Here is a 14,359-nt window from a genome sequence, read left to right as displayed (position 1 = left end):
GGTATACAATGGCAGAGCAATTTGCTAAAGCTTGGGAAGGTTTCGCTGCTGGCGAATGGCAGAACGATGTAAACGTTCGTGACTTCATCCAGAAAAACTACACTCCTTACGAGGGTGACGAGTCTTTCCTAGTTACTGAAGGTACTGAAGCAACTAACAAGCTTTGGGATCAAGTAATGGAAGGTATCAAGCAGGAAAACAGCACTCACGCTCCTGTTGATTTCGATACTTCCCTTGTTTCTACCATCACTGCACACGATGCAGGTTACATCAACAAAGATCTAGAGACGATCGTTGGTCTTCAAACTGAAGCGCCACTAAAACGTGCAATCATGCCAAACGGCGGCGTGCGCATGATCGAAGGTTCTTGTAAAGCGTACGGCCGTACTCTTGACCCACAAGTATCTAAGATCTTCTCTGAGTACCGTAAAACGCACAACCAAGGCGTTTTCGATGTTTACTCTCCAGACATCCTTAAATGTCGTAAGTCTGGCGTTCTGACTGGTCTTCCAGATGCATACGGCCGTGGTCGTATCATTGGTGACTACCGTCGCGTTGCTCTATACGGTATTGATTTCCTAATCAAAGAAAAAGTTGCTCAATTCCATTCTCTACAAGAAAAACTAGAGAAGGGCGATGACCTACAAATGACTATGCAGCTTCGTGAAGAAATTCAAGAGCAGCACCGTGCACTAGGTCAAATGAAAGAAATGGCAGCTAAATACGGCTACGACATTTCTAACCCAGCAACTAACGCACAAGAAGCTATCCAATGGGTATACTTCGGTTACCTAGCAGCTGTTAAATCTCAAAACGGCGCGGCAATGTCTCTTGGTCGTACTTCTACGTTCCTAGATATCTACATTGAGCGTGATATCGCTGCTGGTCTTATTACTGAAGTTCAAGCTCAGGAAATGATCGACCACTTCGTAATGAAACTACGTATGGTTCGCTTCCTACGTACGCCTGAGTACGATGAGCTGTTCTCTGGTGACCCAATCTGGGCAACAGAATCTATGGGTGGTATGGGTGTTGACGGTCGTACGCTAGTATCGCGTACTAACTTCCGTTTCCTAAACACGCTATACACTATGGGTCCTTCTCCAGAGCCGAACATCACTGTTCTATGGTCTGAGCAACTACCTGACGGCTTCAAACGTTTCTGTGCGAAAGTATCTATCGATACTTCTTCTATCCAGTACGAAAATGATGACCTAATGCGTCCAGATTTCGACAACGATGACTACGCTATCGCTTGTTGTGTATCTCCAATGGTTATCGGTAAGCACATGCAATTCTTCGGTGCGCGTGCAAACCTTGCTAAAACACTACTTTACGTAATCAACGGTGGTGTGGATGAGAAACTAAAAATTCAGGTTGGCCCTAAAGCAGAACCTATGCTTGACGAAGTTCTAGACTTCGACAAAGTATACGCTGGTCTAGATAGCCTAATGGATTGGTTAGCAACACAGTACGTGACAGCACTAAACGCAATTCACTACTCTCACGACAAGTACAGCTACGAAGCAGCGCTTATGGCTCTACACGACCGTGACGTTCGCCGTACTATGGCTTGTGGTATCGCTGGTCTTTCTGTTGCTGCTGACTCACTAGCTGCTATTAAGTACGCTAAAGTTAAGCCAGTACGTGACGAAGACGGTATCGCAATCGACTTCGACATCGAAGGCGACTATCCGAAATTCGGTAACAACGACGCTCGCGTTGATGACATCGCATGTGAACTTGTTTCTAGCTTCATGAACAAGATCCGTAAGCTTAAGACTTACCGTGATGCAATCCCAACTCAGTCTATCCTAACTATCACTTCAAACGTGGTATACGGTAAGAAAACGGGTAACACGCCAGACGGTCGTCAAGCAGGTGCTCCATTTGCACCAGGTGCAAACCCAATGCACGGTCGTGATGAAAAAGGTGCTGTAGCATCTCTAACATCAGTAGGTAAACTACCGTTTGCTGATGCGAAAGATGGTATCTCTTACACCTTCTCTATCGTACCGAATGCACTAGGTAAAGAGCAGGATACACAGCGTTCTAACCTTGCAGGCCTAATGGATGGTTACTTCCACCACGAGTCTGGCATCGAAGGCGGTCAACACTTGAACGTTAACGTTCTTAACCGTGAAACGCTAGAAGACGCTGTTAAGCACCCAGAGAACTACCCTCAGCTTACTATCCGTGTATCGGGTTACGCTGTGCGTTTTAACTCTCTAACAACTGAACAACAAAAAGACGTAATCGCACGTACTTTCACAGAATCTCTATAATCTAGACTTCTGAATTGTTGTTAAAAGCCGACCTTAGGGTCGGCTTTTTTATTGCTCACAATTTCTCTCCTCCCCCCTCGCTTCTTTCCTTTCAATGTTATCAACTCATTCAGCTTAGGTTTAACATTGTATAGTTTTATGATCGATCTTATATTTTTAGGAAAAACCCGATCGAACTATATTGGCAAAAACAGAGCAAATAACTTATTTATCAATAAATTAGAACCATACGAAATAGTTATAAAAACGCATAAAACATTGAGACTGCAAAAATTTGACCCACCCCGAACTTTTGCTAGCTTTAATATGAAACCATTAGGAGTATAAATGAGCTGCGAACGTATCAAGGCTCAATATAACTATGACTAATTGGGAATACACATGCAGATCAAACACGCATTATTACTCTTTGCTTTAAGCCCTTTTGCAGTATCAGCTTCAACCGCAGTTACTGTGATAGAAGTTCAATATCAGCCTGTTTACCAAGCAAAAACCTACAGTACGGCACTAACGGCCGCCAAACGTATTCAAGTAATCGCACAAACCTCAGGTGCTATTATCAAAAAACATATTCGTAATGGTCAGTCTGTTAAAAAAGGGGACATCCTGATCGAGCTTGAAGCACGTGATTACACATTGAATCATGAAGAAGCCAAAGCCAATGTTGTCCTCGCAAATGCCATGCTAAGTGAAGCCAAGAGTGCATTTGATCGTTCAGTAACAGTCCACAAACGTGGCGGTATGTCTGATTCTGCATTTGATCAAATCACGGCAAAGTTTCGTGCGGCTCAAGCGCAACTTACTTTAGCGGAAGTTGCAGAACAACGAGCGCAAATTGAAGTTAACCGCACCAAGATTCGCGCAAAAGAAGATGGGAAAGTCACTGAGCTTTACCTCGATGAAGGTCAACTCATTGATGACGGCGATGCCATTTGTGTGTTAGTGAACGATGAGCAAATTGATGCCATTGTTGAAATCCCAAGCAATGATGACTTTATTGATAATATCAAACAACTCAATGCTGAGCTGATCGTCGACAACGAGTCTTACTCGACAGAAGGTAGATTGTTTGCCGTGGATGGGGCTATCGATCCAACAAAAGGCTCATTGCGCGTACGCTATCGCTTCAATAACCACATGGATTTACTTGATGGGCAATACGCAAGAGTGACGCTGGCAAATCATAATGGCAACGGCAATATCGTTGTGCCCCAAGCCTCTGTACTCACTGACCGTCAAGGTAAATTTGTTTACGTGGTAGAAGATAACAAAGTTGCTTTGAAGCGAGTACAGTCACTCGGCACCCACAAAAACACCGAAATATTACTCGGCCTTGATGAGCACGATAAAGTCATAACCAGTGGCACAATGAAGCTGTACAGCGGGCTAGATGTTAAAATCGAAACGGCGGGGATGTAAATATCATGAGTCGTTTTTTTATTAATCGTCCTAACTTCGCCATAGTCATTGCACTTTTCATGTCTATCGTGGGCTTAATTGCCATGAAAGTACTGCCTGTGGGTCAATACCCTAACGTCGCTCCGCCAACAGTGATGGTTTACGTCAACATGGATGGCGGGTCGACAGATGTGATGCAAAAGTCGGTTGCTTCTATTATTGAAAAAGAAGTGAACGGTGTTGAAGGCATGACATACATGAAGTCAAATATCGGTAACGATGGTTCCTATTCGCTTGAAATCAGTTTTGAAATTGGTATCGATGCTGACCGCGCTGTTACGCTTGTCCAAAACCGCGTCAACAAATCACTTTCACGCCTGCCAGAGGGCGCCCGCCGCTATGGAGTAACAGTAGAGAAAGTTTCGTCAGGGATGCTAATGGCGTTCAGTGTACGGGATGACAGCCATAAAATGGATGCTATTGAGCTGTCTAACTGGACATCCGTCAACCTTAAAGAAGGTCTACAGCGTATTTCTGGCGTGTCTCGCGTTATGATCATTGGTGAGAAGAACTACTCTATGCGCATTTGGATGAACCCATCCAAAATGAATGCCTTAGGTATCACAGTAGAAGAAGTGCAAGCTGCGCTACTTGAGCAAAACCAAATATTAGCCGCAGGCCGCGCGGGTATTGAGCCAAGTGAAGGCATGCAATCTTGGGAATATACTTTCAAAGTTGACAGTGCCCTTGTCACGCAGGACGATTTTGAAAACGTTATTGTTCGCGCCGACAACTACGGCCTAGTAAAAGTGAAAGATATTGCACGGGTAGAACTAGGTTCTGTGCAATACATGGCGAATTCATACCATAACAACCAACCCGCGACGACCGTATTTATGTACCGCTCACCAACTTCAAATGCAATGGACGTGGGCTCAAGCGTAAAAGAATACCTAGCAACAACGCCACTACCCACAGGATTGAAGATTGATATTCCCTACGATGGCACTATCTTTGTGCAAGCGGCTATCGATGATATTTTCAGTACCCTACGTGATGCCGTGATCCTCGTAACCCTGATTACCTTACTCTTCCTGCAAAGCTGGCGTGTCACACTGATCACTGTCGCGGCAATTCCCGTATCCCTGATCACAACATTCGCTGTCATGCTCGCGGCGGGGATGACGATCAACATTATCAGCATGTTTGGCCTTATCCTTGCCATTGGTATTGTGGTTGATGCTGCCATCATCGTCATTGAAAATGTCGAACGCTTACTCGAAGAAAACCTCAACCTCAGTGTCAAAGACGCGGTACTTCAGTCAATGAATGAAGTCACAGGCCCTATCATCGCCTCTATGCTGGTTTTACTGTCGGTCTTTGGTCCGACCCTCTTCATGCCAGGTATGACAGGGATCCTTTATGGTCAATTTGGTATCGCTATTTCGGCAGCAGTTGTCATTTCAACCATCGTCGCACTTGTGCTCACACCTGTGATGTGTGTGATGCTAATGAAGCGAGGGGAAACCAAGAAAATTTGGTTATTCCGTGTCTTTGATAAAGGCGTAAATACTACCCGTGATGGTTTTGGTGCGGGCGTTAACTTCTTTGGTCGCCGCATGGCACTCGCAGGCTTGTTACTGGCAGGGATCGTCGGCTCTATTTTCTACCTTGGTCAACAAACCTCAACAGGCTTTTTACCTGAGGAAGACAAGGGCACACTGTTTGCTGTCGTTATGCTACCAGATGGTTCCGCACTTCACCGCACCGACAAAGCATTACGTCAGATTTCAGATCGAGTCCGTGACGTCGAGGGGGTAAAAACTGTCGTTACGGCATCCGGTTTTAATTTGATTACCAATACAACGGGCCCTAATGCAGGTTTGCTACTGATTTCACTTGATAATTTCGATTCACGTAAAGGTCAAGACGAAGTTAGCCAATGGGCTGTATTGGCAAAAGTGCAAGCCATCATAGATCAAGATGCACAAGTCTTTGGGATGGCCTTTGCGCCACCAGCAATACCAGAACTAGGCTTGGTATCCGGCTTTGATCTGATGTTTAAAGATAAAGAGGGTCGTGCTCCTGTTGAAGTCGCAAATGCTGCGTATCAATTTATTGAAACAATCAACAATGACCCTAGGGTCAATGGTGCGTACACCACCTTTACCGCTAACACGCCAAATATCATGCTTGATATTGATCGTGAAAAAATAAAAATGATGGGGCTACGGATTGATCAGGTTTTCAACACCATACAAGCACAATTTGCTGGGGCCTATGCCGGTGAGTTTAACCAACAGGGGCGTAACTTCTATGTCTTTGTACAGGCAGAACAAACCAAGCGTAAAAACATTGAAGACCTTAACTACCTAACAGTGCGAAATAACCACGGCGAACTAATTAATATCAGTGCAATTGTGACACCTAAGGTCGTATTTGGACCGCAAGTTATTCAGCAATTCAACATGATGCAAGCCATCAACATTAATGGCTACCCAGCCCCCGGCTACGCATCGGGTGATACAATCAAAGCCGTTGAGGACGCAGCTAAGTTATTACCTGCTGGCTACGAAATTGAATGGGCAGGTTTAACCAAGCAAGAGCTTTCAGCGGGTAATTCGGCAGTGATTGCATTCGCTATGGCTATCTTATTTACCTACCTACTGCTTGTTGCACAGTACGAGTCTTGGATCATCGCGATGTGTATCATTTTAAGTGTGCCCACCGCTATTTTAGGGACCTTGTTTACCGTGTTCATGATGGGAACAGATCTGAACCTGTATGTACAAATTGCCATGGTCCTACTGGTTGGTATGTCAGCCCGTAACGCCATATTGATTGTGGAGTTTGCAAAGAAACTGCGTGAAGAAGATGGCTACACCATTGTCGATGCCGCTGTAACAGCAACGAAATTGCGTTTCAGAGCGGTAATGATGACAGCGCTGAGTTTCGTGTTTGGCTTGGTTCCACTAATGTTCTCGCAAAGTGCGGGTTATGCCGCACAACAAGCCATAGGTTGGGCAGCGTGTGGGGGAATGCTATCAGCGACCTTCATTGGTATGTTGGTTATTCCTGTCATCTTCATCATGCTACAAACCTTACGTGAAAAGCTCATCAAAAAAACACAGCCAGAGGCATTAGTAACCTCTTAATAAAGTGGGTTACGCCAATAATATTATTTAATAACAAGGGCCCAGTTCACGCTGGGTTCTCTTGTTTTCAGGCCTAAATGACTCATCGAACACCACATCCCCCAATAAAAAATACGTTGCATATTAATACGTTATACCCTTGTCATTTCAACACAAAATATCATCCTAAAAATCAAACACCTTCAGGATATAATTCAACATATACCGCATAGCGTACATTATATTCCGAATGGTATTTTGTTTATTGCCAAAGTCATTACTCTCACTTATTATTTGCGCAAATTCCACCCCCTGTACCAATGTTATTTTCAGGATGAATGACGCTTAGTGACAAACTAAGCAATACAATTACCAGCGCAGGTAGTCTACAGGGATATATCGCGATTTATGATTCGGCGTATACACGCGTAAGGTAATAAGATCAATGCGGCAAGATAGCTCCGTACTTGTTGTAGACGACTGTTCGATCATCCAACAGACTACCAAGTTGATTCTACAAAATTGTGGTTTCAACCCTGCTAATATTCATACAGCCACCAATGCCAGTGATGCAATCAAAGCCTGTCAAAACAAGGTTTTTGATATTTTATTTATTGATTTTAATCTTGGTTACGGTAGCACTGGCTTACAACTGCTAGAGCACCTTTCACAAAAAAAATTACTGGCTCATTCACCTATGGTTTTTGTGATCACGGCTGAAGATTCCACACCAGTCTTTATGGGGTTTGCAGAATTTGAACCTGATGACTACCTGATTAAACCATTACGTAGTGATGCCCTGCAGCAACGCTTACAAGCCAGTTTTGCGCAGCGTCAGCTCAATAAATTGGTACAAACTGGGTTTAAACTTTCAGGGGTTGGTGGTGCAAAATCAGCCCTACAACAAGCGAAAAGCACCAAGGCTTTTCGCCAAGCGATCACGGCGCTATGCAAGCAATTAACCCTGGATGGCGAACACCAAAAAGCAACTGCGTTACTCGCAAGCTTTGTACCTAAACATCCATACTTACCAGCCCAGTTGCTGCTGGTTGAACTGTACATGCTGCAACAAGATCTGACCTCGGCAAATGCGGTGTTAGCAGCATTACGCGTTAGTCACCCAAATCATTTATTGGTACTGGATTTAAGTGCAAAAATGGCGTTGCATAATCATCAATTTAGCGATGCGATGCAGTACTGGCAACATGCTCAGCAGCTAAGTAATACCAACCTTGAACGCCAATTTTCACTGTTTTGGCTAACGCAAGCTCACCATTCGCAAGGGGCTTTTTCTAAACTCCGTGAAGCTTGTGCACATATCCAGCATTCTATCTGGGATATGCCGCGTTACCATGCCTTATTGTTCTTAGGGCAAATTGAACAAGGTATGACCCAAAAGCACACTATCGAACGCCAGTGGTTAATGCAAACAAGCCAAAAAGCGCTTTCCGTTGAAGAACGCACCTTTGCCTTTGCGTTGAAAGCCTTACTGGCCGTTCGAAACGGTGATAATTTTGCGGCTTACCGTTTCTTAAAAAACGGTCATATCACTACAGCTGAAGAATTACTTGCAACCAGCTTTGAATTCAATGCCATTTTGCTCAAAGTATATCGTCAGTTAAATATGAAAAAAGCCAATATTGACACCCTTGATCGCCTAGATAAATTAAGCGTCACCGAAGACAACGCGACCCATCGTCTACTGAAACAATACTGGCTAAAGCGCCAGCGTGAATCACTCGATACCACCGCAAGTGATTACCAAAAGGCGATCCAATTATTTACTGACAAACAGTACAAACTGGCTGGTCAAGCCTTACTGAAAGTATGGCCAAATTTCCGCTTTGACCCTGTTATTGCGCGTCAACTTATCGAGTTATTTAGTTTGAATCTACTGCCGCTCACGCATTTACAGCGAGAGTATTTAATGGAAGCCCGCTGGACATTCGAAGCCTTACCTGAACCGCCAAACTGGTATCAAACGCTGAGATCAAGCGATGATGCGTTTGCGACCCCCATCGAGCAAATGACCGCTAAAGCATCAGGAGCGGCAACATCATGTTAAGAGTTATTCTGTTTATCAGCCTTTGCTTGACGCCACTTTTTAATGCGTTCGCCCTTGAAAGTCGAGGCCTCACTCAACCTGTTAGTATGGATATCAAGCCACTCACCACCATACTGCCAGAACAAAAAAAAGTGCTGCGCATTGGCTACCCAAATTTTGACTGGGCCCCCTTCACTTATGTTTCTGATCGCGGTCATATGGCAGGACTACTGCCAAGTATTGTGTATGAGATAGCAAAAAAAAGTGGCTACACAACCCAAACGATTATTTACCCTAATTTTGAAGATGTGCTTGAAGGATTCAATAACAACGAAATTGATATTTTGGTGGGGGTATCATCGACGTTTGAACGCAAAAAAATCATGCACTTTAGCCAGCCTCTGATTGTTGTTCCTATGGCTGTGGTGAGCAAAGATCCTGCCATTCAGAACATTCAAGACTTAGCTGGTCAAGTTATTGCCGTTGAAAGTGGGTTTGCGATTAAAGAGCAGTTGCGCCAGTTAGCCAATAATAAATTAAATATAAAGCAGTATTCATCGAGTTCTGCGGCTTTTAACGCCATGCGCGTAGATGATGCAAATGCGTATATAGGTAATGCCATCACCTTACGTAATATGATGTCGCGCGAAGATGATCGTGAATCCATCGTGTTCCAAGAATTACCCGACCTACCTTACGAGCGCCTATACATTGCAAGCCAAAAGAAAAATACGTCTATTATCAATGATTTAAATAAAGCGTATTCGTCACTCGGCCAACATTTATTGACATCTATTTATGACACCTGGCTGACCAACTCGCAGCAACATTATTTAAGTATTGAAAACAACCTAAATTTAACGCCTGAAGAACAACAGTGGCTACACAAGCACTCGACCTTGAAAGTGGCTTATCACCCCAACGATTTTCCATATCAATTCAGTGGCTCTCAAGGTGTGATGGAAGGGATCAGCGCCGATGTTTTGGCTGAAATAGGCAAACTGTTAAAATTATCTATCTCACCAACGCCAATCACATCACTAAAAAGTGTGTTACCACAATTAGAAGCGAATGAGTTTGATGTTATCGCAGCTGTCACTTGTACCGCAGATAGAAAAACATTATTTCACTGCACTCAGCCTTATACCGACGAAAGCTGGGTAATGATCGACAATGCCGAGCAAGGACCTTTTTCTAGCACAAGTAAGATCGGTGTACTCAAAAATCGTTACGGGCATGCGCTAAGCAAAAAGCTATTTAGTAATAACCCCCTAGCCTTTTATGACAGCAATGAACAGCTACTCACAGCGGCAATGAATGGCAAGATCGACGTCGCTGTAATATCACTGTCGAGTGCCTCATCATTATTACAAAGTGAGTTTCTTGGTCGCTTACAGATCATCGCAAGTAAGTTAGATTCGTACAATCACCCCGTCGGCATGGCGGTATCAAAAGACAACCGCCTATTACGTGATCTATTGAATAAAGCACTGAATGCAATTCCACCTAAAAAATTCAGTGAAATTGAAAAACAATGGCAAACCGTTACTGTCCACCAAGGGATCCCCTACAAAAAGCTACTGCTATGGGGAGCGCTCATCAGCGCCGCTGCTAGCCTCATCATTTTTACCGTCATGTATTGGAACCGCAAGCTAACTAATGAAGTGAAGCAGCGTAAGCAAGTCGAACAACAGCTGACTTACCTCACCAATAACTTTGATGGCGTGTTATTGCAGCATGTTCAACGCAGTGATGATCCAAGCGATATTGAATTACTTTTTGTCAGTAACAAAGTCCATGAGTTAATTGGTATTTCGGCAAGTAAATTATTTACTCAGCCAATGCTGATTTTCCGATTATTAAAACAACGCGATGATAATAAAGACATTCTAACCGCCATGCGTGATGCCTGTGCCAAGGGGTACTGGAAAACGGAATTACAACTAAAGAGTGTCCAAACCAGCCAACGCTGGATCGAGATCCGTTGCCACATTACCCCGCAAGAAGGTGGCTGGCAGTGGAACACCATCTTGCTTGATATCACTCCGATGAAAGAGCAGCAGCATGAGCTTGAACTCGCTCGTAAAGATGCCGAAGCCGCTACTGTTGCCAAATCACGCTTTCTTGCGATGATGAGCCATGAGATCCGTACACCCATTAGTGGTGTGCTTAGCTTGCTCGAACTGTTAACGCCTCATGTCCGTCGCCCTGAAGCCAAAAGCATTCATACCAGCTTGGTGCAATCAGGCAATAATCTACTGAATATCGTTAACGATGTTTTAGACTTCTCTAAAGTGGAAGCCGGCAAATTAAGCCTCAGTGCCGCCCCCAGTGATCTCGCCAGTTTAATTCACGAACTAGTCCAGCCTCACGTTGTTCACGCAGAACAAAAAGGGGTGCGCTTTAAACTATGGGTCGACCCCGCTATTGCACAAACCCTGACTTTTGATCCACTACGTTTACGCCAAGTCCTAAATAACTTGCTAAACAATGCGACCAAATTTACCGATCATGGCCATATTGGCCTGTTGATTGATGTAGCCAATCAAGAAGATAACCAGCAAACATTGCGCTTCACGATTGAAGACAGCGGAATTGGTATCAGCGACCGTGATATCCAAAAGCTATTTCAACCTTTTGAACAAGCCGATGCCAGTAGCGAACGTCGGTTTAGCGGCACAGGCTTAGGGCTTTCCATTTGTCGTCAACTGGTACAACTCATGGGTGGCGAAATTCATGTAGAGAGCCAGTTAGAGGTTGGGAGCCAGTTTATATTCCACCTCACTTTCTCGGTGATAACGCCATCAGCACATGGGCTGCTGCTGCCTAACTGTGGATTAATCAACTTACCACAAGAGCAAAATGTCGCTTTGTATGCTTATTTAAATAACAGCTCTGAGAAAGTATTTTCTATTGAGGCATATAACTCGCAAGATGTATTCACCACGCTTAAACGCTACCAGCAAAAGCATGCGCTCCATACGCTGATGATCAGTGAATATGATTATCAAGCATTGCAACTCACACCAGCATGGGTTGCTGAACACTTTGCAAATGTGAAGTGGATTTTCTTGCGCCAATCAAGCCTGCTGTCACCAGAGCCTACTCAGCAAGGTTGGATACTCTCGCTATCACCGTTAATGCCAATACAGTTAAAGCACGTATTAACAACACAAGCCGAACTCTCAACCGATACCGACAACAATTATATGCCGAGCAATAGCCCGTCATTATTAACGGAATATCATACCGACGATATTGAAAGTATCAGGTTAAAGCCATTTAAGATTTTGGTGGCAGAAGACCACCCTATCAACCAACAAATTATTGCCCAGCAATTACACCAACTGGGTTACCAAGCAGATATTACTGACAACGGTCAGTTGGCGTTAAATGCACTGCATCAACAAGAATACGATCTGCTGTTAACCGATTGCCACATGCCTGAGTTAGATGGTTACGGGTTGGCATCTGCTGTACGTCAGCAAGGTTTTCGCACCCCCTCGGGCAAACTCATCCCAATTGTAGCCTTAACCGCCAATGCTGCAGCCAGTGAACAGTCCAACTGTAAAGCCAATGGGTTTGATCAGTGCTTATTCAAACCAGTCACCTTGCAACAATTGGATACGGTACTGACCTTGTGGCTCCATCCCGATACCGATATAACCCAACACAGCGGTTGTGGTTTCGATCTCGATGACAAACAGGCCAACACAGTAACCGATGATGTTGACGAATGGGATCTGGGAGACTTCAGTGCAAGCGAAGAAGAAGAGAATATATCAGGCTCTTTACTGTTTGAATTTTTAGATGATGATGCGCTCAAGCGCGAAGTCAAAGACAACACTCGCAACGAAGTCATTAATCTCGCGAGTTTAAGTCAGATATTTGGCGACCCAAGCTTATGTCAGCAAATCTTGCAGCAATATCATCAAGCTTGCTTAACCGACTTAGCAGATTTAGAACAGGCGGTATTAAGCCAAAATATTGAAAATATCCGCCTGATCAGCCACCGCATGAAAGGGGCGGCAAGAATGGTGGAGTATCAAATTTTGGCGCAAGCCTGTGAAGATATGGAACAATTAATACACGCGTCGCAATCTCCTACTAAAGATGCATTCAACAAGCAACTACACGAGATTAGTCGCCATATACAACTACTAGAGCAGCAGGTGTCAGCGTTCAATGAAAGTACTATTAATTGAAGATCACGCCTTCCAGCGTCAGATAATGGCAACCCAACTGGCTCAGTTATTAACTGAGCTCGGTGATGAAATTCAAACGGCATCATCGGGCGTTGATGCCCTAACTTTAATGTCAGGTTACTCACCTGACTTATTGCTGTGCGACTTAAATATGCCCGAAATGGACGGTATTACCTTCCTCAGCCGAGTAGCAGAACAGGCATTTCAAGGCAGTGTAGTCATCACCAGTGCAACCAGCCAAGACGTTATTCGCTCAGTCAGTAAAATGTGTGCGGACTATCAGCTCAATTTATTAGGGGCTTTAACCAAACCAGTACAACTTGAAACTTTATCAAGCATGATAAAACAAGCGCGTGATGCCAAACCACAGGCCTTACACCAGCACCCAGTGACAACAGTTAATAAAAACATTATTGAACAGGCTTTTAACCAACATTGGTTTGTTCCTTATCTCCAACCTATCGTGGATATTTCAACAGGTGCATGGACATCAAGTGAAGCGCTAATGCGTTTACTGCACCCTCAGCTAGGTTTGATTAACCCCAGTGAATTTATTCCATTGATCCGTCAATTAGAGAAAGACGCTGACTTAGCTTTATATACCCTGCACTATGTCATCACCAATGCCAGTTTACTGCAAGGAAAACGCGTTGCGATCAATATCAGCTCGGCAACATTAAGCACCCCTGGGTTTGTTGATGAGGTACTTCAATTGGCGCATCGCCACCCTCATTTACACCATACTGTGTACTTCGAATTAACCGAATCAGACATGGTAAAAAATACGGGCCGTGCACTAGAGTCAGCTTCTCGCCTAGGCATGAATGGATTTACTTTATCGATTGATGATTTTGGCACCGGGTTTTCATCACTCAAGCAACTTGAAACCCTGCCCTTTGAATCACTAAAAATTGACATGGGGTTTACCAAAGCCATTGCAACCAGCGATACCGCCTTAGCGATTGTCGAATCCTGCTTATTTTTAAGCAATCGCTTGTCTTTAACCTCAATCGTGGAAGGCGTCGAGAATATTCAGATCTGGCAGCAACTCCAAATGCTTAACGGTCAACTGGCACAAGGGTATTTTATTGCAGCTCCTATGCCAACCAACAAGCTCAATCAGTGGCATATTCAATGGCAGCAAAAAGTAACTGAGTTACAGCTTAGGCGGCGTTCAGATCGTCAATATGGTGAATAAAAACACAAAAGCCTGACATTTTCACCGACATTTCCGCTACTTTCACTGGGTGATTTGTAATAAAATAACAGGCAAAACACGCACCACTGCGGAGA

At 44.2% G+C, this 14,359-nt stretch carries 6 protein-coding genes; all 6 read left to right on the top strand.

Annotation, left to right across the window (positions count from 1 at the left end; genetic code table 11):
- Positions 1 to 8: 8 nt before the first annotated feature.
- The 6 genes from pflB to L4C35_RS03670 all read left to right on the top strand — a co-directional run bounded on the left by pflB (position 9) and on the right by L4C35_RS03670 (position 14,264).
- Positions 9 to 2,285 carry a formate C-acetyltransferase gene (gene pflB, locus L4C35_RS03695; RefSeq protein ID WP_428461614.1) on the top strand — a complete coding sequence of 759 codons (2,277 nt, stop codon included), beginning with the start codon at positions 9 to 11 and terminating at the stop codon, positions 2,283 to 2,285.
- Between the two features lie 381 nt (positions 2,286 to 2,666).
- Positions 2,667 to 3,704: an efflux RND transporter periplasmic adaptor subunit gene (locus L4C35_RS03690; RefSeq protein ID WP_428461613.1), complete on the top strand. Its 1,038-nt coding sequence runs from the start codon at positions 2,667 to 2,669 to the stop codon at positions 3,702 to 3,704.
- A 5-nt stretch (positions 3,705 to 3,709) separates the two neighbouring features.
- The gene (locus L4C35_RS03685) at positions 3,710 to 6,838 is read left to right on the top strand and encodes an efflux RND transporter permease subunit (protein WP_428461612.1); all 3,129 of its coding nucleotides are present in this window, start codon (positions 3,710 to 3,712) and stop codon (positions 6,836 to 6,838) included.
- 424 nt (positions 6,839 to 7,262) lie between these two features.
- Entirely contained in the window at positions 7,263 to 8,882 is a 1,620-nt protein-coding gene (locus L4C35_RS03680; protein WP_428461611.1) for a response regulator, read from the top strand.
- Positions 8,876 to 13,066, top strand: a complete 4,191-nt coding sequence (locus L4C35_RS03675; protein ID WP_428461610.1) for a transporter substrate-binding domain-containing protein — start codon at positions 8,876 to 8,878, stop codon at positions 13,064 to 13,066. The genes L4C35_RS03680 and L4C35_RS03675 overlap by 7 nt, the downstream gene beginning before the upstream one ends.
- Positions 13,047 to 14,264, top strand: a complete 1,218-nt coding sequence (locus L4C35_RS03670; protein WP_428461609.1) for an EAL domain-containing response regulator — start codon at positions 13,047 to 13,049, stop codon at positions 14,262 to 14,264. Before L4C35_RS03675 ends, L4C35_RS03670 begins: the two co-directional genes overlap by 20 nt.
- Positions 14,265 to 14,359: the final 95 nt, after the last annotated feature.

Origin of the sequence: Photobacterium kagoshimensis, assembly GCF_050337045.1 — a bacterium.
Taxonomy (GTDB): Bacteria; Pseudomonadota; Gammaproteobacteria; order Enterobacterales; family Vibrionaceae; genus Photobacterium; species Photobacterium kagoshimensis.
Note: the sequence above shows the minus strand (reverse complement) of the source record. Positions and strands in the feature narration are given on the sequence as shown.

Coding starts and splice junctions, on each gene's coding strand:
- L4C35_RS03675 (WP_428461610.1), top strand. CDS start 8,876: ATGTTAAGAGTTATTCTGTTTATCAGCCTTTGCTTGACGCCACTTTTT.
- L4C35_RS03680 (WP_428461611.1), top strand. CDS start 7,263: ATGCGGCAAGATAGCTCCGTACTTGTTGTAGACGACTGTTCGATCATC.
- pflB (WP_428461614.1), top strand. CDS start 9: ATGGCAGAGCAATTTGCTAAAGCTTGGGAAGGTTTCGCTGCTGGCGAA.
- L4C35_RS03685 (WP_428461612.1), top strand. CDS start 3,710: ATGAGTCGTTTTTTTATTAATCGTCCTAACTTCGCCATAGTCATTGCA.
- L4C35_RS03670 (WP_428461609.1), top strand. CDS start 13,047: ATGAAAGTACTATTAATTGAAGATCACGCCTTCCAGCGTCAGATAATG.
- L4C35_RS03690 (WP_428461613.1), top strand. CDS start 2,667: ATGCAGATCAAACACGCATTATTACTCTTTGCTTTAAGCCCTTTTGCA.